The organism is Pedobacter polysacchareus (assembly GCF_019802255.1).
Classification (GTDB): Bacteria; Bacteroidota; Bacteroidia; order Sphingobacteriales; family Sphingobacteriaceae; genus Pedobacter; species Pedobacter polysacchareus.
On sequence record NZ_JAHYSS010000008.1, the window covers coordinates 47,798 to 68,791 of the forward strand.

Consider the following 20,994-nt stretch of genomic DNA (forward strand, 5'->3'; position numbering starts at 1 on the left):
CGCTATTAACTTATATTTAGCCTTTCTCTTACGATGCGTATAAACTTAGCCGCAACGGCGCGATAGTCAAAATTTATGATGACCCTATTCCGTCCTGCTGTTCCTAACTGCTTTTGCAGGTCTGGATTGTTCATTAATTGAATCAGACTGTCTTTGATATCCTCAATATTGGCCCGGTAATCTACAGTTCTCGGTTCATCAAAAACGATCCTGTGGTTGTTTTCATACCCTGCTTCCTGTCCCAGATAAACCTCATTGACCACAATTCTTTCTTTTACATTGGCTAGTAATGCAGTTTGACCATGTACCAGCGTATCTAGCATACCCATCGCATTGATGCCGATTACTGGCTTGCCGCAGGCACCAGCCTCCACTTGTGGCATGCCGAATCCCTCCAAACGTGATGGTGCGGCATAAATATCACAAGCGCCAATCAGATAGGGGATGAATTGTCTGGAAATGATGCAGGTATGAAAAGATACATTTTGGTCAATGCCTAATTGTTCTGCCAGTTCTTTGTCGGAATTGGTTTGCAGAGCTGTTCGGGTTTGGGGCCATACCTTACAGATATACTTCCAAGCCGGCAATTGCTGTCCGGCAGCGGCCAAGGCATTCATAACTTCCCTTCCGCCTTTGGAGGCCGCATCTCCACCAATCGTCAGAATCATTTGCTGTTCCGGGCTCACACCTAAGGCAGCCCTGACTGCAAGTATTTTGGGGTCATTCTTTGCATATGGCTTAAACGTATCAGTATCACAACCAACAGGAAGTACTGCTATATTATCGCCTTTAATCCCATCTCTTACATACATTTCTTTTACCCAGTTTGAAGTCACCAGAATCAGGGGAAGCTTATTGAGGACCTCCTGATAATTACCTATATACCCATCAGCCACCAGCCATGGTACCGCTTTGATGCCGAATTTCTGGGGATGGAGGACCAATTGCGGAGTATGGCCCCAATAACCTGTTCCAACAACTACATCAGGTTTGAACCATTTATAATACCATTCTTTCTCCAATGTTGACTCCAGATGTACAGCATGCGCATCAACGCCATTGGCAAGTAAACCTTTGTAAAGCAGGTCACCTTGTGTGGCCAATCCTCCGGGTGTTGGCGGATAATCATATAGGACAAGTACTTTCATAATACGGAATTTTCTTTAAGCCAGGCAATGGCTTCTTTTTTTTTTGTAAATCTCCAGAATGCTTCTGAGGTTGGGACCGTTTTTGCTTCCCAGCTGTTTCGCCTGAAGCCATAAATACCTGTCATGATCTTGTATTTTAACTGCCAGAGTTTAGCCGGCAGGGTATAATAGAGGTTTGCCTGGTTGGATGCCTTGGGAAAATACATTCTGTTTCCATCTTCGTAAGCAAAAAATAAAAATTCATTGCAGGATAATCTGTTGGTCAACCATAAGTTTAGTACTGCTTTTCCTATTTCTTCATGTCGTAGGTGCCGGGTATATTCCCCCAGAGGGTTATGTGTCATGATCAAATCAAAAGTATTGGTTGGGAGCATTCCCATGATTAGATCGGAGATGTAATTGATGTCCTGTGGACTTTGCAATGGTCCATCATCGAGATCCTCCATGATCCCTTCAGCATTTAAAACAGCGACAGCTTTTTCAAATTTTGGCGCACGGTCAGGGTCATTTTTTCTGCACAAACATAAGATCAATAGTTCCCATTCCGGGTGTCCAAGTAATGTTCCTCCTGCCCAAAGGATTTCATCATCCGGATGCGCAACAATTACTACAACTTTTTTTCTAGACCACATAACTGAATGAACAAGTTAACCGTTTCGTAAAGTTCTTAGAATTTTCAGAACTGAGGATGATTGGTGTCATGCTGATGCGTGATTATGGTCATGACGCTTAATGAGTTAAGTTTTTTTGTTTCGCGTTTTGCTGAAGTGATGAAGGTCATCAGTTGAGGTGTTGGAGGTCATGCTTTATCCTAAAAAAATCCCCGAATTTTAGCAGAAATACTTACCGCTATGTTTTATACTTATAGTTTTTGGGGAATGAATTTTATATGGTGGCTTTTTTGGTTCATCCTGATTTTTTGGATTTTCGCCACCCCTTATGATGTCCCTGGTCAACGGAAAAGGAAGGATTCGCCCCTTCATATTTTACAAAAGCGCTTTGCATCTGGTGAGATTACAAAGGAGGAATATGAGGAAAAAAAGAAGATCCTTGAAGCTGATATATTGAAATCTTCCTGACCTGAAAAATTTTAGCCACAAATGGAAAGTCACACAATTCCTCGGGATAGCCTGGAAATCCCATTTAGGACGCCATGTAACTATATAAAAGCATTGGTCGTTACCATCCTGATGATATTGGCAAGTGGATTTTCCTCTCGGGGGCAGGAGCAACCGACTTTAAAAATCGAGGAGCTCTACCAACTTGCGCGAAGTAACTATCCTTTATCCAAACAGCGGGACCTGATTGCTAAAACTGCTCAGTTAAATATCGCAAATGCATCAAAAGGTTATTTGCCTATGTTGAGTATGAACGGACAAGCCAGCTATCAGTCTACCGTAACCAATTTCCCATTTACACTTCCTTTACCTGGTTTTAACATTCCCAAGTACAGTAAAGATCAATATAAGATTTATTTTGAAGCTGATCAGGTCATTTACGACGCGGGAATGATAAAAAATCAACAGCAGGTCGCCAAAACTACGGCAGCTGTTCAGCAGCAAAGCCTGGAGGTTGAATTATACCAGTTATATAGCAGGATTAACGATTTGTTTTTTGGTGTGCTGCTCATAGATGAGCAGCTGAAACAAAATGGCCTTTTACTGAATGATGTGCAAAATGCGATAGGGAAGACAAAGGCCCTTATTGCGAACGGAACTGCATATAGAAGCAGTCTTGACGAACTTGAGGCCCAATTCCTACAGACGCAGCAAGATCGCATTTCGCTGATGGCTAATAGGAAAGCTTATATCGCTATGCTTTCACTATTCATTCACCAGACATTGGATGAGCATGTGATTTTTGAAAAACCAACAGTACCCATCTTGGATGATGTATTGAAACGTCCTGAGTTAGCTTTATACGGCTATCAGCGAAAGGTATATGAAGATCAGCGTAAGCTTCTAAATCTGCAATTGCTGCCAAAACTGGGGCTTTTTGCTCAGGGAGGTTATGGCCGGCCGGGATTAAACATGTTGAGTAATCAGTTTTCATGGTATTATTTAGGAGGTGTAAAGCTAACCTGGAATTTTGGAAGTCTTTATAGTCACAAGAATCAGCTGGGTTTGCTGCGGATTGGAAATGAAATGATTGATGTTCAAACGGAGACCTTTTTGTTCAATACCAGTCTCGCACAAATACAGCAGAAGACCGTAATTGCCCGCTATCAGGAATTACTGGACACTGACCATCAGATCGTGGCCTTGCGATTATCGGTAAAAAATGCGGCCAATGCGAAGCTCCAGAATGGCGTAATTAGTACACATGACTATATCACCGTCATGAATGCTGAAAATGAGGCACGTCAAAATAGAATTTTACATGAAACCCTGCTGCTGCAGGCTTTATATAATTACAAGAACATCACTGGGAATGAGAAAAGCAATAATTAACTCAATAAGTGCCATGAAAAATCAAATACATCCACTGAAAATTCATGTATACCTAGCCTTTAGCATCCTGACTGTATTTACATGCTGTAATTTTGACGAAAAAATATCGGATGCATCCGGAACATTTGAAGCTGATGAGGTGATCGTATCTGCAGAGCTTCCTGGAAAGATTATTGACTTGCATATTCAGGAAGGGGATGTCCTCAAAAAGGACAGCATGGTGGGGATGATTGATCCTGTTCCTTTGAGGCTGCAAAAGGCACAGGTTGAGGCCTCTATAGGCGCCTTGCAGGAAAAGACGATGAATGTTGCCCCTCAGGTTCAGCTGTTAAAAGACCAGGAGGAGGTACTTAAAATTCAGCTGGCCAATGCTTATTATGAACTCAAACGAACGGAGAATCTCGTTAAAGCAGATGCAGCGACAACTAAGCAGTTGGATGATCTCAATATGCAGATTTACCTGTTAAAACAACAGATTGCAGTAAACCATCAGCAGATTAAAGTGCAGGAAGCTGTAACAGGGACACAGAACCGAGCTATTCTCAGTGAATTCCGACCTTTATCTCAATCTGTTGCCCAGATAAATGATCAGTTAAAAAGAAGCATTATTGTAAATCCGGTTCAAGGTACGGTGCTGACCAAATATGCGATGGCAGGCGAGGTGACTTCGGCGGGCAAGGCATTATATAGAATTGCAGATCTTTCCTGGATTACTTTAAGGGCCTACATTACGGAAACACAGTTGGCACAGTTGAAAATTAATCAGGAGGTAACTGTTATGGTAGACAGTACCGCTGATCGCTACAGAAAATACAAGGGGGTAGTGAGTATGATTTCAGATAAAGCGGAGTTTACTCCAAAAACCATTCAGACAAAAGAAGAGCGTGCTAATTTGGTGTATGCCATTAAGGTCAGGGTCAAAAATGATGGCTTCCTGAAAATTGGTATGTATGGAGAATTGAGTTTTAATAAAGGGTCATGAAGGCAATTGTAGTCGAAGAGATCATTAAACGATATCAAGCGCAGAAAGTTGAAGTCACCGCTTTGGATGGCGTATCGCTATCCGTAGAGCAGGGGGAGATTTTTGGCATCATTGGTCCCGATGGTGCAGGGAAAACCTCTTTGTTTCGAATTTTGACGACTTTACTTTTGGCAGACAGTGGTTCCGCAACGGTGGATGGCTTTGATGTGGTTAAAGATTACAAAAAAATCCGTAGCAATGTTGGTTATATGCCCGGAAAGTTTTCGTTGTATCCGGATTTAACAGTTCAGGAAAACCTTGAGTTTTTTGCCGCAATTTTCAATACCACCATTCAGGAGAACTATGCGTTAATAAAAGAAATTTACAGTCAGATTGAGCCTTTCAAAGATCGCAGGGCTGGTCAGTTATCCGGCGGGATGAAACAGAAACTGGCACTCAGCTGTGCATTAATTCATAAGCCCACCGTTTTATTTTTAGACGAGCCCACCACAGGAGTGGATGCGGTATCCCGCAAGGAATTTTGGGAGATGCTGCATCGGCTAAAAGTTCAGGGGATCACCATACTTGTGTCAACAGCCTATATGGATGAAGCCACACTTTGCGACCGGGTAGGTTTAATACAGAAAGGGGTACTCTTGTCTGTGAATACGCCAAATGGAATAATTTCAGAATTTAAAAATACGCTGTGGGCGATCCGGGCAAAAGAAATGTATCCCTTAATGGAGGCTATCCTGGCGGATCCAGCTGTGGAGAGCTGTTATCCTTTTGGACAATATCACCATGTAACCTTTAAAAATGAGGAAGGGATTGAAGCGAATTTAAATAGGATCGTAAAAAAAGGAGGTTTTACCGATGTAGAGATGTTTCGGATCCAGGCCAGTATTGAAGACTGTTTTATGGCGCTTATGAAAAATTGAAATGGAAGGGGAAAAAGTGATTTCTGTAAAAGAGCTGACCAAGAATTTTGGTGATTTTACGGCTGTAGATAAAATTAGTTTTGAGGTCACAAAGGGAGAGGTTTTTGGCTTCCTGGGGGCAAATGGTGCTGGTAAAACCACGGCCATGCGGATGTTGTGCGGCCTATCGCTCCCCAGTTCTGGTACCGCCAGCGTTGCGGGCTTTGATGTATACCAGCAGAATGAGGATATCAAAAAGAATATTGGCTATATGAGCCAGAAATTTTCTTTATATGAAGACCTTACCGTCATTGAAAACATCAGTTTTTATGCAGGTATTTACGGTCTGAATGATCAGCAGATCAAGGAGAAAACGGGCATATTGCTCTCACAATTGCAGCTTGAAGGAGAAAGAAAAAGCCTAGTTCGTTCCCTACCTCTTGGATGGAAGCAAAAACTGGCTTTTTCTATCGCTATTGTTCATGACCCTGCAATAGTTTTTCTGGACGAGCCAACTGGTGGTGTTGATCCCATTACGAGAAGGGAATTTTGGCGTATGATTTATGCGGCTTCTGCCAGAGGAATTACGGTTTTTGTGACCACACATTATATGGATGAGGCGGAGTATTGCAATCGTGTATCTATTATGGTAGACGGCAGGATAGAGGCCCTTGATTCGCCGCAGCACTTGATGAGAGATTTTAAAGGCCGGTCAATGGACGAAGTATTTCTAAGGCTGGCAAGGAAGGCAAAAAGGACGTTATGAAACAATTCTGGATTTTTGTGAAGAAGGAGTGGCTGCACATCTGGCGGGACAAAAGAACATTGTTCATTCTGATCTGGATGCCTGTTGTTCAAATTCTCCTGTATGGATTTGCATTGACCAATGAGGTTAAAAATTCAAATATTGCGGTGTTTGACCAGGCCAAAGATGAAGCTTCCAAAAGCATTATCGAAAGAATTTCCTCCAGCCGTTATTTCAGCCTGTATAAAAACGTACATTCCTACAAAGAAATTGAGGCTACTTTTCGCGAGGGTAAGATTAGGCTGGCGGTAGTGTTTCCCCGGAATTTCAGATCGGATCTATTGCATACCAATCATGCTCAGCTACAGTTGATTGCTGATTCTTCAGACCCGAATACGGCGAATATGCTGACTAATTATGCGGGAGCGATCATTAATGACTATCAACAGGGCTTGAATGATCATCAACAGCTGCCATATACCATAAAAACCCAGGTTCGTATGCTCTATAATCCGGAGTTAAAAGGAGCTTATAATTTTGTACCTGGCGTGATGGCATTGGTGCTGATGCTGGTTTGTACGATGATGACGGCTATAGCCATCGTAAAAGAAAAGGAAATCGGCACGATGGAAGTGATTTTGGTATCTCCTTTGAAACCTTTTAGGATCGTTATTGCAAAGACCATTCCCTATCTGGTGGTTTCTATGCTTAATATCATTAGTATTTTACTGATAAGTGTTTATGCACTGGAAGTTCCAATAACCGGTAGTTTATGGCTACTGATGGCGGAGAGTATCTTATTTACCATCACTTCCTTATCGGTAGGGATTCTGATTTCAAATACTGCAAAAACTCAGCAGACAGCGATGTTTACCGCAATGATGAGTTTGTTCCTTCCCACACTTTTGTTTAGTGGCTTTTTGTTTCCTGTTGAGAATATGCCCCTTCCTTTGCAGCTGATTTCTAACGTTGTGCCTTCCAGATGGTATTTTATTATTGTCAAGGCCGTGATGATAAAAGGGCTGGGCTTTGCTGCCATCTGGAAAGAAACCCTCATCCTAATTGGAATGACGGTAACCTTGTTGACCATCAGTATTTATAAATTTAAAATCAGGTTATGAGAACCTTAAAGTTTTTATTAAGAAAGGAATTGCTGCAGATATTCCGCGACCCTGCAATCTTTAGGATTTTGTTTATTATGCCTATGGTGCAGCTGCTGATCCTTCCACTTGCTGCAGATTATGAGGTTAAAAACATCAACTTAGGGGTAGTAGATCATGACCGTTCGGCTTATTCCAGGAAGTTGGTAGATAAGATCATTTCCTCCGGTTATTTCAGGCTTCGGGATTACAGTTCCACCTATGCACAGGGAATCAAGGCAATTGAGCAGGATAAAACGGATTTGCTGCTGGAAATTCCTGCGCAATTTGAACGCAGGCTGGTACAGGAAAATGAAGCGGAATTACTGGTTTCGGTGAATGCAATTAATGGTGTTAAAGCAGGTTTAGGAGCCGCTTATATGCAGGGGATCTTGCAGGATTATAACCAGTCAGTGAGGATGCAATGGATACAGGAGCTGAGGTACAACAGGCTGCCTGTTATACAGGTCGTTTCTGCGAACTGGTTTAACCCAAATATGAATTACCGGATGTTTATGGTGCCGGGAATTTTGGTGATGCTGGTCACAATGATAGGATCTTCCTTTGCTTCAAACAATATTGTGAGGGAAAAGGAGATGGGTACGATAGAGCAGATCAATGTGAGTCCTATCAAAAAAACGCAGTTTATTATTGGCAAGTTGGTTCCTTTCTGGATCCTGGCGATAACGGTATTGACGTTGGGTCTGATATTGGCGAGACTGGTATACGGGATCGTTCCGCTTGGACATTATGCGACAATCTATGTTTTTGCTACCGTTTACCTGATTGCCATTTTGGGTTTAGGGCTGCTGCTTTCTACTTATGCCCAGACGCAGCAGCAGTCCATGCTGGTTTCATTTTTTGTCACCATGATTTTTAACCTCCTCAGTGGACTGTACACGCCAATAGAAAGTATGCCGGCATGGGCGCAAATGATTACGCGGTTTAATCCGGTATCTTACTTTATAGAGGTGATGCGTATGGTTATGTTAAAAGGCAGCGGGCTTGTAGACATCAGGTACCATATCTTAGCGATGTTTGGCTTCGCTTTATTTTTTAATGGATGGGCTATTCTTAACTATAGAAAAAGGTCAGGATAACAGTGCTGTTAGTCATTGGTTTGGGTGATGGCAGTCACCTTTTTTTTAGCTTTTTATTTGAAACTTTAGGATGGCATATGGAATACCGGTCATTACACTTATTATGAGAAAGCCCTCAATTCAAAGTTTTTGGAGTTTAAGTCAGCCTGAGGCTTTGATTCAGGTATCTGGAAATTTGAATGGATTGGATTCAAAACAGGCCTCCTCTCGTTTGAAATTGTATGGGGCAAATACGTTGAAAGACAATCGCAGTAATGCTGGGATTTTATTGTTTTTGCTCCAGTTCAAAAGCCCGATCACCTTACTACTGATTGGGGCGGCGTTATTGTCGGCATTTTTAGGGGATATACCCGATACCCTGATCATTTTAATCATTGTGATGATCAGTAGTATCCTGGGTTTTTGGCAGGAGAGGGCTGCGACTAATGCTGTTCGGGAGTTGCTGAAAATGGTTCAGCTGAAGACTAAAGTCATTAGGGCGGGTAAGGAAGTCCTATTGCCTGTCGAGGCCATCGTGCCCGGGGATGTGGTGGTTTTAATTGCGGGAGATATTGTGCCGGGAGATGCTTTATTACTGGAATCTCAGGAGTTGTTTATAGATGAGGCTGCATTTACTGGTGAAACTTATCCGGTCGATAAAAAATGCGGCGTTTTACCGGCCACTACAGGGCTTGCAAAAAGGAGTAATGCTGTTTTTATGGGCTCACACGTCATTAGCGGTACCGCAAGGGCCTTGATCATCCATACTGGGGAACAAACAGAATTTGGTAAGATTTCCTTAAAACTGCAGTCCAAAATCCCAGAAACAGATTTTGAAAGGGGAATTCGCCGATTTGGTTACCTGCTGATGGAGCTTACGCTTTTGCTGGTATTCATTATTTTTGCTTCAAATGTTTTACTGCATAAGCCTGTTTTGGATTCATTCCTGTTTTCTCTGGCATTAGCTGTTGGCCTGACCCCACAGTTATTGCCGGCAATAGTGAGTGTAAATCTGGCTGCCGGAGCGAAGAGAATGGCTGGGCAGCAAGTCATCGTAAAACGATTGTCATCCATTGAAAATCTGGGCAGTATGAATATTTTATGTTCAGATAAAACAGGAACGATAACCGATGGAAAGGTAAACATGAAGGGTGCTTTGAATGCGAATGGTGATTCTAGTGAAAAAGTAATGCGTTATGCCTGGCTGAATGCGTCATTACAAAAGGGTTTTCACAATCCGATAGATGAAGCCATTTGTAGGAGTTACAAAGCTGAGAACAGCAATTTTAAGGTTCTATCTGAGGTGCCCTACGATTTTATTCGTAAAAGATTAACCATACAGGTGAGGTCAACTACAGAACTTCTTGTCATCTCTAAGGGGGCATTCAAGAGTATATTGTCTGTTTGTTCCCGTGTGGAATTACCGAATGGGGATCTGGCGGATATAGCGGGGCAGGAGAAAGCGCTGATGAATTTGTATGAAAAATTCAGTAATTCAGGTTTTCGTACACTTGGACTTGCGTATAAAGATGGAGTGGATTCTCCTAACTTCAGTCGGCTGGACGAAAAGGAGATGATATTTTTAGGATTCATCACGCTCTTCGATCCTCCTAAGGCTAATGTCGGGGCGATCATTACTGAACTTAACCAGCTTGGCGTAGCACTGAAGATCATCACTGGAGATAACTTGCTGGTGGCGAGGAGTCTCGCGCTGGAGGTTGGACTTCAGGATCCTGTGATGCTTACGGGGTCGGAAATTCATAAAATGAGCACTGCAGCCTTAGTACATCAAGCGGTGCTGACCAATATTTTTGCTGAGGTAGAACCGAATCAGAAGGAAAGAATTATAATGGCCTTGAAAAAGGCAGGGAATGTAGTCGGTTTTATAGGTGATGGGATCAATGATGCTCCGGCGCTGCATATTGCTGATGTAGGCATATCTGTGGATACGGCTGTAGATGTCGCAAAACAAGCTGCTGATATTGTTTTATTAAGTCATGGCTTAGATGTGCTGATCAAGGGAGTGCTGGAGGGCCGTATCACTTTTACAAACACGATGAAGTATATATTTATGGCTACCAGTGCAAATTTTGGAAATATGTTTAGCATGGCAGGTGCTTCTTTGTTCCTGCCTTTTTTGCCATTGTTACCCAAGCAAATTCTATTAACGAACCTGCTGACCGACTTCCCTGAGATGGCCATCGCCACAGATAGGGTAGATAAAGTTAATATTCAGAAAGTACAGCGCTGGGATTTGAGCTTTATCAAACGCTTCATGATTATCTTTGGATTGTTGAGTTCTGCATTTGACTTTTTGACATTTTATGTATTGCTCCATGTGTTGCAAGCGGATGAAAAGGTTTTTCAAACAGGGTGGTTTACAGAGTCAGTCATCTCTGCTACCATGATTGTACTGGTGGTTCGTACCCGGCTTCCTTTTTTTAAGAGTTTACCAGGTAAACTACTTACAGTAGCCACGGTTGGGATTTTGCTGGTGGTTCTGCTATTGCCGCTAACACCTGCCGTATATTGGTTTGGGTTTGTGCGTTTACCGCTTTCTTTTTATCCCTTCATCCTGGCTATAATTGCTGCTTATATCGTTGCTGCTGAGCTATTGAAACACTGGTTCTATAAAAAGATGATGAGGGCTTAAGGTATATATATTATGAGTAAATCGGAGATTATTTTTCTAGAAGGTCCACAGTCGAGATGGAAGGATTTATTATTTACCCTCAAGATCATGAGGGAATTTATCCGTGGATTTAGACAACTACATTTCATAGGGCCTTGTATTACGATCTTTGGCTCAGCGAGGTTTAAAGAAGGACATCCCTATTATGAGCTGACCAGAAAAGCGGCGGGAGAGATGGCGAAACTGGGTTTTACAATATTAACAGGAGGAGGGCCAGGCTTGATGGAAGCGGCAAACAGGGGTGCTAAAGATGTGAATGGCAGATCTGTGGGCTGCAATATTCAGCTCCCTATCGAACAAAAGCCAAATGTTTATTTGGACAAATGGGTTTATATTCATCATTTTTTTATCCGTAAAGTATTGCTGGTTAAGTATTCTTTTGCATTCGTGGTGATGCCTGGCGGTTATGGGACACTGGATGAATTCTTTGAGGCACTGACCCTAATACAAACTAAAAAGATTAACAATTTCCCAATTGTGATTTTTGGTAAGGTTTACCATGAGCAACTGCTGGAGCATATTGAACGCTTGCAAAAAGAGGGTACGGTGTCCCTTGCGGATACCGAGCTGTTCCTGGTGACAGATGATATTGGTCAGGCTGTTGATTTTATCAAAAAAAGAAGTATAGCACAATATGGATTACATCCGGAGAGAAAATCAAAACCATTCAAGTGGCTATTGGAAAGCCGCTAACACATCAAACCAGGACTTCTTTTTTAACGATTTGCAATGCTGTATTAAGGCTGTATTTTATGGGAATACCGGTTGGGATCTCTGTTTGTATGATTTCTTCGGGACTCAGGTTTTCAAGATACATCACCAATGCCCTCAAGCTATTGCCATGGGCTACAATCAGTACGGTCTTACCTAGGTTTAATTGCGCTGCAATTGTTGATTTGAAATAAGGGACCACTCTATTGTACGTATCCTTAAGACTTTCAGCGCCGGGTGCTGCGGTATTGAACGACCGACGCCAAATGGTGACTTGTGCTTCACCATATTTCAAGGCAGTTTCGCTTTTATTTAAACCTTCCAGGTTTCCGTAAGACCTTTCATTCAATGCTTTGTCTTTCAGTACCGGTATTGCTGTTGGTCCGATTTCCTTAAGGATAATATCTAAAGTATGCTGTGCCCGTTTTAAGTTGGATGTAAATGCAATATCAATGTGTTCATTTTTCAGCCTGATGCCAGCTAATGTGGCTTCCTGGATGCCTTTATCGCTGAGCTCAACATCTTGCCACCCAGTAAAGCGGTTTTCCTGGTTCCATATGGATTGTCCATGTCTTAGAATGATCAGAATGGGAGTATTTCCATTCGATTTAGCTGCTGTCATCGTCGTTTCTATAGCAAGGATGTAATTACTACTGACCTCATTTGTTGTTTGCCCGGATCACCAGCAAGGGCAGGAATAACCGTTTGGCTATTTTTTTTGCATAGCTGCCGGTAAATAATTCGTTTATAAAATTGTGGTGTTTATGGACAACCGTCAGTAAACCATGTGCGCCGTTTTTAGTGCATAATTCTTCCAAACCAGTTAATACTGAACCTTCATTGTTATATTGATAGGAAACCTTTTGGTAAGAACATTGCGCTTTGAGTTGCAGTACAAGATTTTGCAGCTGTTGCTGTAGCTTTTCCTCATTGTTTTTTTGATGATTGATATGCATCAGGATAATTTCAGCATCAATACAACGGATAAATTCTATCAGCTGACAGGCCGTTGAAAAGTCTTCAGGGTCTAAGTCTGTGGCAAAGCCAATCCAATTGATTTGACTGCTTTTTACTTGTGGTGGTATAAATAACAATGGTGCTGGGGAGGAGTCTATCAGATTGCTGGCATGGTTGCCAAAAAGTAAATACTTCAGTATACCAGGCGTGTGTGTGCCGGTCAGTATGAGGTCTATTTTTTTCTCGCTCAGCATCTTCCTGACAGTATCCGTTACGGTCCCAGTTTCACAAATGTAATGTACTGGAGGATGAAATCCAGCACTCAGGTCATTCTGCTCAACACTTTTTGTTAACGCTTCTAATTCCGCCCTATTTTCTGCTTCAATATTTTCAAAATTTTTAAGTGGCCACATGACAACTTCGTACTGCGTGATTTCAGCAGGTATATTTATGATGTTACAAATGATCAGCTCGGCCTCTAGCCGTTTTGCTATTTGATATCCGTAGTCAACGGCATGATTCGAGTTTGCTGTAAGATCAGTAAGACACAATATTGTTTTCATGATAGGAGATTTTTCAAATTGATACCCTGCATAGGGCAGATTTTAAAAGTTTCATTTCATTTCTGAGGGTTGGTCGCTGAGGACGGCTACAATCTGGCTGTACAGCACCATTTCTGATTTATTCCTCAATGCAAATGCTGAGGCTATGGCATAGCAGGTTTTGAGAATGAGTTTATTTATGGGCGGGGTAAATAGCCGTTGATGATTTCTTTTATAGATTTTAAAGTCGGAGATTACTTTTTTAATATTCCAGTCGTTTGCGCTAAGCCAGTCAAATGTGATTAAGATATAATAAACAAAATCTGTTCCATATTCGTCGAGTTTATCTTCAACGGAATGCCATTCCTTTTTAACTATATTTTTCAATTCATTTACTTCTTCTTCTCTGATGGTGCCGTCTATCGCTGCCATTGCATAAAACAGTTTTGAAAGCTGCTGATAGAAAATTCTTAGTTTGCGATTTGAGGTTTCCATATGCAAAGTAAACACTATTGGCGCTGGATTATGGTGATGAATATCATTTGTACACTTGACCGGTGTCAAGTGTACAATAGGAGATAGGTATTATCTTTATTGAGCATAAATTGAAAAGACCATGGAAGCAAAAAATAATATCACTACCCTTCATCATCTATTAGATTATGAAATTAGCAGATTCATCAGTGCCGAAGTTGAATTAAAAAGCAGTTTGGGAAAATGGACGAACCAAGCGGAGTCATTACAGCTAAAATCGGTATTACTAAAATACCATGATTTTATTGATCAGCACATTACGGGAATTGAAAATTTCATAGATAAAGAGCAAATCGGAATAATGGCTATCAGTAATCCAGTGATGCTCGCTTTGATAAATGATACGGATGAATGTCTTTCCTTTTGCAGCAATTCGGAGACCAAAGATGCATGTTTATTGGCCTGTGTGCAGGTAATTAATCATTATAAAATAGCGACTTATGGCACCGCATCAGCTCATGCGGGATTATTGGAATTGGCGGTAGATGCTGGGATATTTCATGAAGCGGAAATTAATGAAAAGCACATTGACGATCGGCTTTCTCAGTTGGCAAAATATGAAATCAATATGAAGGCAAAATCACCTATTTCCTTACCAGGATAATGGTGTTTCCAATTAGTTTTTTAGTGCTGCCAATCGGAGGGGGTCTATGATCATAATTTTATTGGAGTCTCTCATGATTAAGCCGTCTTTTTTGAAATCACTTAAAACCCGGCTAACGGTTTCTGTAGCCATTCCAGACATTGCAGCCAGGTTTTCCCTGGAGATGTCTATCCATTCCTTATGGCAGTTGATTTTTTTAGGATACAATCGGAGCAGCAATTGAGACATCCGTTTTCGTACTGAAAAATATGCAAATTCAATGAGTTGATCTTCATTTCTAAGGTTATTCATTGCGATGATTTCGATGAATTTTTTTGATAGATCAGAAAATCGATTGATCAAGGGATCCAGAATCTTTCGGGGAAATATATAGATCAGGGTCTCCTCTATGGTTTCAGCTGTTTCATGATATGCTTCTGCTGAAAAGTAGGAATTGATTCCAAAATACTGATTTTCCCTATAAATTCCGGTGACCAGCTCACGCCCGTCTGCTGTTGTTTTTATAGTTTTTACAGCGCCTTCGGCGATGAGGTATAGGGAATCTGCTAAGTCCTCCTCATAATAAAGGACCTGGCTTTTTTTAAAACGTCTAAGTCTGGATTCAGTGACTATTTTATTAAAAGCTTCAATTCCATTTTGGGTGTTTTCCAAATGAACGATTGGATCTTGCTGTTTTTTCTGCTCCGTAGCTTTTTTTAGTCTCATTTCAATAGTTTGCAGTATATCGATATCCTCAAAGGGTTGTATTAAATAATCATCAGCTCCTAAGGTCATGCCCTTCCTGATTTCCTTCGGGTCATTTTTAGAGGTTAGGAATATAAATAAAGGAATTTGGATCTGTTGTTTAATCAGTAGGAATGTCATATATCCATCAATATCCGATAGGGTAGTATTGCATAAAATGAGGTCAGGAAGGAATGCTAAGACTTGTTCAACGCCTTGTTTTCCATTAGCAGCTTCTTTAACTTCGTAATTGGCCATTTTTAACAGTGTTGCCATGCTGGCTCTTGACGCGCTCTCACTCTCAATTATGAGAATTCTATACATTTTCATGAGTGATCAATTAGGTGTACAATTTTTTGTTAACTTTTTGCTGGCATTGAAAAATTGTTTTGCTGGTTTGTTTAACGAATCTAGTTATAATATTTCTATGTTTGAAAGGCTTTGGTTGGATTTTGAAAATTGTATAATAATCGTAAAACAATTGTATAGCATCTGTATAACAATGTAAACTAAGTGTGAAGTTTATCCCTGTTAATTAAGCCTGGTCATGGTTTAAATTGGGAGCATGTTTGGCTTTTGAGAGTTTGCTATAGAGCAGCATTCCGACTGGAATTGGGAGCCAGAACGTAAGAAACCGGAATAACAAAGTAACAATTAGAGCGGCGTGTATAGGAATCCCTAATTTCGTGAGGAAATAGGTCATCGCACTTTCATAGGCGATTAATGCGCCTGGAGATATGGGGAGTGCGGCTATAATCTGGCTCAAGATAACTACAAATGATATTTTAGAGATAGGGAGATCTAAATGAAAGCCATGTAAAATGGAATATACGGTGCAGATATCCAGTAGGATAATTAAAACATGAATCAGCATGACGATTAACGAAGTTCTTTTGTGGTTTAATAAACTCCTGAACAGCCCTGGCTGGTCGTCTGGTAGGTACGGAATTTGATTCTTTTTTAAGTATTTCCTGAAAAATGGAAATTTAATGAGTTTCTTTTTCAGGAAACGGACTGAACTTTTGGTGCTTAGTAATATGATGAATACTCCAAGGCCTATAAAATAAAGGTAACCAACGATCACCGTATAGTTAATCAGGTGATTATTAATGGTAACATAGTTTAAATACCAGAGGTAAGAAATGCTCAGCATTAAAATAACCGCCAGGTAATAGCAGATGGTTTGAGTGAGGAGCAAGTTATAGACTTTCGATATGGCTACTTTACGTTTAACAAGTTGATTAAATAGGTATCCATTCCCACTTAATCCTCCAGTTGGCAAGGCTTGGTTTACGAATAGGGTGACCAAGGAAATTTCAAACAGGGTGGAGCGCAGGATCTTTCCTTCCCCATTCAGTAGAACAGATAGGATGATTGCATTAGCGGCATAAGTAAGCACTTGGAAGCCTAAGGCTAAGGCTAGCCAAAAAGGATTTATCTGAACAATAAGCGCACTAACATCATGAAATTTTCCAACATAACGGATTCCAAAATAAAATGCCGTAATGGCTATCAAATAGAATGTTATTCTTGGGAAACTGAAAAGTCTGGATTTTTTGTCCGTTGTCATTCCAATGTGTAATTGTTTGGATATCAATAGATAAATTTGGTGTTAATCTATCTTTTTTCTGTTGACAGCGCTCAATACTATAGGTGATCTTCATCATGAACGGTAATTGTTTCTTAATCACTGGAATCCGTGAGCCAGGTCATTTGTAATGTTTATAATAACCCTGAAATTTAGGAATTTAAACAGAAAAATATGGGAACCATAGTGGTCACTACTGATCAGTCAGCAAATTCGAGTGCTGCAATACGCTTTGCAATTTATTTGGCGAAGGAAAGAAAAGCATCCTTAGTTATCCTACATGTGTATCATGTATTGAAGCCATTGATATGGTCTGACAATGCTTATCAGGTGTATAAATTATCTTTACTCCAACAGATCAGGCATGAAACTACACTTTTTATAAAAAAAATCATCAAATCGATGAATTTGACTGAGGTAGATTTTCAATTGGTTTTAACAGCGCACAAAGATGTGACTGAAGGAATATTGCAATTCACTGCGGACTCTCCATGTGATTATCTCTGTATCAGTACCAGGGGGGCAGGAAAGGTAGCTAAACTATTTGGAACGCATACTTCTAAATTAATTTTGCATGCTAAGGTTCCTGTGATTTGTATCCCATCTGCTCATCGGAAAAAGGAATGCAGTTCGGTGCTATATGCTTCAGACATGACTGATTATAAGGCCGAGTTGTTAAAAGTGGTTGATTTTGCTAAGCCACTTCATGCAAAATTAATGCTGCTGCATCTGAATTATAAGAACGAAGCTACATTAGACAAAGACCTGATGGAGGCTAGTATTGAGAAGCAATTGAACTATGAAGTCGCTGTGATCAACAGTAAAAGAAATACACTGAATACGCTGATTCAGGATATCTGCATGGAAGCCAAGCGTTTGGATCCCTCAGTCATTGCATTTTTCACACACCAGTCGCGCTCGTTTTTAGAGAAAATTTTACTCCCTTCCAATGCCGCTGAGTATAGCTTTTATGGTCGTATTCCATTTATCTCCTACCGTGCTGAAAGTCATGACTAAGGATGATCATTGTCATTATTTAATTGATTGTAAGTTAGTTAGTTTGTGTGACTAAAAGATTCGCTTATGACACTGTTGAGGAATACCTGTTTTGCCATCAAGATTAAGCTATATTTTCTATTGGTGTTCTTGCTGCCACTGTGCACGCGAACAGCGGCCTCTGTGGTGAATTCAGCATCAGCGTTTAAGTCTCAGCTCAGTCAGGATAAAGCGGTTGCATCGGTCATCAGGAAAGTGCTCCAGTCAGGTCTGGAGACTAAGAAATTTCATTTTCCAAAATCCGTACTGCGGCTTTATAGTCGCTCAGAATTTCAACCGATATGGATCACACCTGAAAAGGACATACTCAAAACCTGGGAGGCTTTACTGATATTGGATTGTGTGTTGCAATTTGGGCTGAACCGCGCTGATTACCATCCCAATGACCTTTTGTATAGTACTATGCATGATATTCTAGAGAAACCATCGAAAGTGAACGCTGGTCAGAAAGCATGGTTTGATATGCTGCTAAGCGATGCATTGATTACTATCATGAACCATTTGCATTTTGGAAAACTTAATCCGGTTTTTACGCCTGCCAAATTAGATCAGGGGGAGGTGCAGGGCTTTTGTGCGGAAGATATTTTACTGGATGCGTTGAGACAGCCTGATTTTATGGCCGCCGTGCTCAATGTTCAGCCAAAACTTAGAGAATATGTATTGATGCAGGACTACATGAAACTGATAAAATGTCAGTATGCAGATGATTGTTATGAGACCCCGGAAGGTCTGGTTAGAAAGCTGGCCATTAATATGGAACGGCTTCGTTGGGAGGCCATTCAGGAAGCTACTTTTATTCAGGTAAATATTCCCTCCTATACGTTGAAATTACAGCTGCCGGATACCAGCTATTTATTTAAGGTCGTACTGGGCAGGCCTAGCAGCCCAACTCCTGTATTACATCGCTCAGTCAGCCGGTTTTCAACCGTGGTTCGGCCTGTTGCTGATCAGGTATATGGGGGCGTGTTTTTTAAATTTCAGAATACCTTTGGTATCTATATAAATGATGCTCTGGAACAGCAGCTTTTTGAAACTGAAATGCGGGCATTAAGCCCTGGCTATATACAGGTTCAGCAGGGCGAAAAGCTCGCTAAAATACTGCTCAATGTAGATGGACAAATGCAAAAGTACGATTTACTGCATCAGGCAATTGCTGATGCTCAGCAAAAGACATTTAACCTCAAAAGACCGATTCCATTAAAAATCACTTACCTAACCTGCGCAATTGATGAAAATGGTATTGTGGAGTATGATGACATCTATAAAATGGACAAAGCGCTGGAACTGGCTTTTTACGGCTGGGGCAATCTTCCGATGCAAAAGCAAAAAAAATATAAATAGGGGTATGATTCAACTTAACATTTAAATATAACGGACTATGAAAAAGATTATAATACCAACAGACTTCTCTGTACCAGCCGAAAATGCTGCGCGCTATGCTTTAGCATTAGCTAAGAAGTTGAAGGCGGATATTCTATTGTGTAATGCATTTAAAGTCCCTGCTGAAGCACCAATGGCATCACAAGTGGCTTGGCCATTGATGGATTATGCAGAGATCAAAGAAGAGGTTAACAGCGATTTGGACGTCATGGTTAAATCATTGACTGATCCATCATGCTCCCTTGAAGAAGAGGAATATTGTCCTAATTTAGACTATGAAAGTGGTGTTGGCAGTGTGAGTGAGGTAGTGGCTGAACTTGCTAAAAAGGAAAAGGCAGACCTGCTGGTGATGGGAATTGCCGGCGCTTCTGGCCTCACCCAATTTATTCTGGGGAGCAATAGTAAAGAAATGATTGAAAAGGCAACAGTGCCTTTATTGCTGGTACCCTATGAGGCAGAGTTTAAGAAGATTAGAAAAATTGCATTCGCAACAGATCTAAATCTCGAGGATTTGCAGGTTCTTGAATTTTTGCTGAGTCTGGCCTCACCCTTAAATGCGCATATTACGATTGTTCATATTACAAATAAGGAGGTCGACGCTCAGAGCAAGGTGCAGGAAAAAATAGATGCTTTTTTCAATAAAATAAAGCCCATTATCAAAAGTTCAGGCATAAAGTATGAATATGTTTGGAATATAGATGTTGATCATGGATTGCAATGGCTTGCTGGACAAGAGGATGTTGACCTGATAGCCATTGCTCATCGCGAGCACAATCTATTGGGGAAAATATTTAAGGGAAGCCATACTCAAAAGCTTTCAAGACATACAAAAATTCCATTATTGGTTTTCTCCCCGAAATATATGGAAATTTTAAAACCTGTATCCTGAAATCTTAATCAACTAAGCATATGAAAAATTTTCTCGCTGTTTTTGATGGCTACAAATTATGTAAAAGTACCTTCGATTACGCTGTTGCACTAGCAAAAAAATCTGACAGTTGTCTAACAGGTGTTTTTCTTGACGCTTTCTTTTATCACAATTATAACCTAAGAAAGGTGTTAAAAGATTCGTCTGATCCGGAAGCCGATATGAAAGTCCGGAATGAAAAGGATCAATTGCAAAGAGATGAGTCTGTATATCAGTTTCAAAGATTATGTGAGGAGGCACAAATTAAATATGAGATTCATCGGGATAACAGTATTGCAGTAGAAGAACTGCAGTATGAAAGTATGTTTGCTGACCTCATCATTGTAAACAAACACGAGAAATTTACAAGGATTGATGAAAAAAAACCATCTGGGTTTATTAAAGAGATTTTGGCAGATGTACAATGTCCGGTAGTTGTAGTTCCTGATCATTTTAAAATTCCCGAAAAAATAGTGTTGCTATATGATGGTAGTCCGTCTTCCATCTTTGCGATCAAAATGTTTAGTTATCTTTTTAAGGATTGGGGAGACCTTCCTGTCGACCTAGTTTCTGTGAATGAAGGAGATATAGAAGAGGGACAACTTCCCGGAAACATATTGATGGTTGATTTTATGAATCGATGTTTTCCAAATGTAAATTATAGCTTATTGAATGGAAATGTCGAAGAAAATATACTGGCTTACTTAAATGATTCTGGAAAAAATGACTTGGTTGTATTGGGTGCTTACAGAAGGAATAAATTCTCCAGATGGGTTAAACATAGTTTAGCAGACGTGTTAATGAACGGCTTGGATAAACCTTTGTTTATCGCACACCATTAATGCCGAATGCTGAACCCAT

The 20,994-nt window shown here is 40.7% G+C and carries 21 protein-coding genes; 14 read left to right on the forward strand and 7 right to left on the reverse strand.

Annotation, left to right across the window (positions count from 1 at the left end; all coding sequences use genetic code 11):
- Positions 1 to 5: 5 nt before the first annotated feature.
- Together K7X70_RS22270 and K7X70_RS22275 are read right to left on the reverse strand one after the other, a co-directional pair.
- Complete coding sequence (locus K7X70_RS22270) at positions 6 to 1,148, reverse strand: glycosyltransferase family 4 protein (RefSeq protein ID WP_222539114.1); 1,143 nt, start codon at positions 1,146 to 1,148, stop codon at positions 6 to 8.
- Positions 1,145 to 1,780, reverse strand: a complete 636-nt coding sequence (locus tag K7X70_RS22275; protein WP_222539115.1) for a PIG-L deacetylase family protein — start codon at positions 1,778 to 1,780, stop codon at positions 1,145 to 1,147. Before K7X70_RS22275 ends, K7X70_RS22270 begins: the two co-directional genes overlap by 4 nt.
- 246 nt (positions 1,781 to 2,026) lie before the next feature.
- Here K7X70_RS22275 and K7X70_RS22280 point away from each other — a divergent pair, with 246 nt between their 5' ends.
- From K7X70_RS22280 to K7X70_RS22320, 9 genes are all read left to right on the forward strand, one after another.
- The gene (locus K7X70_RS22280; RefSeq protein WP_255607578.1) at positions 2,027 to 2,227 is read left to right on the forward strand and encodes an SHOCT domain-containing protein; all 201 of its coding nucleotides are present in this window, start codon (positions 2,027 to 2,029) and stop codon (positions 2,225 to 2,227) included.
- 21 nt (positions 2,228 to 2,248) lie between these two features.
- Complete coding sequence (locus K7X70_RS22285; RefSeq protein ID WP_222539117.1) at positions 2,249 to 3,598, forward strand: TolC family protein; 1,350 nt, start codon at positions 2,249 to 2,251, stop codon at positions 3,596 to 3,598.
- A gap of 13 nt (positions 3,599 to 3,611) precedes the next feature.
- The gene (locus K7X70_RS22290; protein ID WP_222539118.1) at positions 3,612 to 4,580 is read left to right on the forward strand and encodes an HlyD family secretion protein; all 969 of its coding nucleotides are present in this window, start codon (positions 3,612 to 3,614) and stop codon (positions 4,578 to 4,580) included.
- Positions 4,577 to 5,497 (forward strand): ABC transporter ATP-binding protein, encoded by a 921-nt coding sequence (locus K7X70_RS22295; protein WP_222539119.1) that lies wholly within the window; start codon positions 4,577 to 4,579, stop codon positions 5,495 to 5,497. Before K7X70_RS22290 ends, K7X70_RS22295 begins: the two co-directional genes overlap by 4 nt.
- Position 5,498: 1 nt before the next feature.
- Positions 5,499 to 6,242, forward strand: a complete 744-nt coding sequence (locus K7X70_RS22300) for an ABC transporter ATP-binding protein (protein WP_222539120.1) — start codon at positions 5,499 to 5,501, stop codon at positions 6,240 to 6,242.
- Positions 6,239 to 7,342, forward strand: coding sequence for an ABC transporter permease (locus K7X70_RS22305; RefSeq protein ID WP_222539121.1), 1,104 nt, complete (start codon positions 6,239 to 6,241; stop codon positions 7,340 to 7,342). The genes K7X70_RS22300 and K7X70_RS22305 overlap by 4 nt, the downstream gene beginning before the upstream one ends.
- Positions 7,339 to 8,460 carry an ABC transporter permease gene (locus tag K7X70_RS22310; protein WP_222539122.1) on the forward strand — a complete coding sequence of 374 codons (1,122 nt, stop codon included), beginning with the start codon at positions 7,339 to 7,341 and terminating at the stop codon, positions 8,458 to 8,460. Before K7X70_RS22305 ends, K7X70_RS22310 begins: the two co-directional genes overlap by 4 nt.
- Before the next feature lie 103 nt (positions 8,461 to 8,563).
- Positions 8,564 to 11,092 carry a magnesium-translocating P-type ATPase gene (mgtA, locus tag K7X70_RS22315; RefSeq protein WP_222539123.1) on the forward strand — a complete coding sequence of 843 codons (2,529 nt, stop codon included), beginning with the start codon at positions 8,564 to 8,566 and terminating at the stop codon, positions 11,090 to 11,092.
- A 12-nt stretch (positions 11,093 to 11,104) separates the two neighbouring features.
- A complete protein-coding gene (locus tag K7X70_RS22320; protein ID WP_222539124.1) occupies positions 11,105 to 11,824 on the forward strand; it encodes an LOG family protein in 720 nt (239 codons plus the stop codon).
- 4 nt (positions 11,825 to 11,828) lie between these two features.
- On the opposite strand, the gene K7X70_RS22325 is transcribed toward K7X70_RS22320, so the two are convergent.
- The 3 genes from K7X70_RS22325 to K7X70_RS22335 are packed head-to-tail and all read right to left on the reverse strand — an operon-like array spanning position 11,829 to position 13,773.
- Positions 11,829 to 12,464, reverse strand: coding sequence for a 2,3-bisphosphoglycerate-dependent phosphoglycerate mutase (locus K7X70_RS22325; protein WP_222539125.1), 636 nt, complete (start codon positions 12,462 to 12,464; stop codon positions 11,829 to 11,831).
- A 37-nt stretch (positions 12,465 to 12,501) separates the two neighbouring features.
- The gene (locus K7X70_RS22330; protein WP_222539126.1) at positions 12,502 to 13,362 is read right to left on the reverse strand and encodes a universal stress protein; all 861 of its coding nucleotides are present in this window, start codon (positions 13,360 to 13,362) and stop codon (positions 12,502 to 12,504) included.
- Positions 13,363 to 13,413: 51 nt separating this feature from the next.
- Positions 13,414 to 13,773 (reverse strand): hypothetical protein, encoded by a 360-nt coding sequence (locus K7X70_RS22335; protein ID WP_222539127.1) that lies wholly within the window; start codon positions 13,771 to 13,773, stop codon positions 13,414 to 13,416.
- A 184-nt stretch (positions 13,774 to 13,957) separates the two neighbouring features.
- On the opposite strand from K7X70_RS22335, the gene K7X70_RS22340 reads away from it, so the two are divergent.
- On the forward strand, positions 13,958 to 14,479 hold the full coding sequence (locus K7X70_RS22340; RefSeq protein ID WP_222539128.1) for a YciE/YciF ferroxidase family protein: 522 nt from the start codon (positions 13,958 to 13,960) through the stop codon (positions 14,477 to 14,479).
- 12 nt (positions 14,480 to 14,491) lie between these two features.
- On the opposite strand, the gene K7X70_RS22345 is transcribed toward K7X70_RS22340, so the two are convergent.
- Both K7X70_RS22345 and K7X70_RS22350 read right to left on the reverse strand, forming a co-directional pair.
- Complete coding sequence (locus K7X70_RS22345; RefSeq protein ID WP_222539129.1) at positions 14,492 to 15,532, reverse strand: response regulator; 1,041 nt, start codon at positions 15,530 to 15,532, stop codon at positions 14,492 to 14,494.
- A 205-nt stretch (positions 15,533 to 15,737) separates the two neighbouring features.
- Positions 15,738 to 16,772, reverse strand: a complete 1,035-nt coding sequence (locus K7X70_RS22350; RefSeq protein ID WP_222539130.1) for a lysylphosphatidylglycerol synthase transmembrane domain-containing protein — start codon at positions 16,770 to 16,772, stop codon at positions 15,738 to 15,740.
- A gap of 192 nt (positions 16,773 to 16,964) precedes the next feature.
- On the opposite strand from K7X70_RS22350, the gene K7X70_RS22355 reads away from it, so the two are divergent.
- The 4 genes from K7X70_RS22355 (at position 16,965) to K7X70_RS22370 (ending at position 20,975) form a co-directional block, all read left to right on the forward strand.
- Positions 16,965 to 17,807: a universal stress protein gene (locus K7X70_RS22355; protein ID WP_222539131.1), complete on the forward strand. Its 843-nt coding sequence runs from the start codon at positions 16,965 to 16,967 to the stop codon at positions 17,805 to 17,807.
- Between the two features lie 66 nt (positions 17,808 to 17,873).
- A complete protein-coding gene (locus K7X70_RS22360) occupies positions 17,874 to 19,187 on the forward strand; it encodes a L,D-transpeptidase scaffold domain-containing protein (protein ID WP_222539132.1) in 1,314 nt (437 codons plus the stop codon).
- Positions 19,188 to 19,224: 37 nt separating this feature from the next.
- Positions 19,225 to 20,115: a universal stress protein gene (locus K7X70_RS22365; protein ID WP_222539133.1), complete on the forward strand. Its 891-nt coding sequence runs from the start codon at positions 19,225 to 19,227 to the stop codon at positions 20,113 to 20,115.
- 20 nt (positions 20,116 to 20,135) lie between these two features.
- Positions 20,136 to 20,975 carry a universal stress protein gene (locus K7X70_RS22370; RefSeq protein WP_222539134.1) on the forward strand — a complete coding sequence of 280 codons (840 nt, stop codon included), beginning with the start codon at positions 20,136 to 20,138 and terminating at the stop codon, positions 20,973 to 20,975.
- Positions 20,976 to 20,994 lie beyond the last annotated feature (19 nt).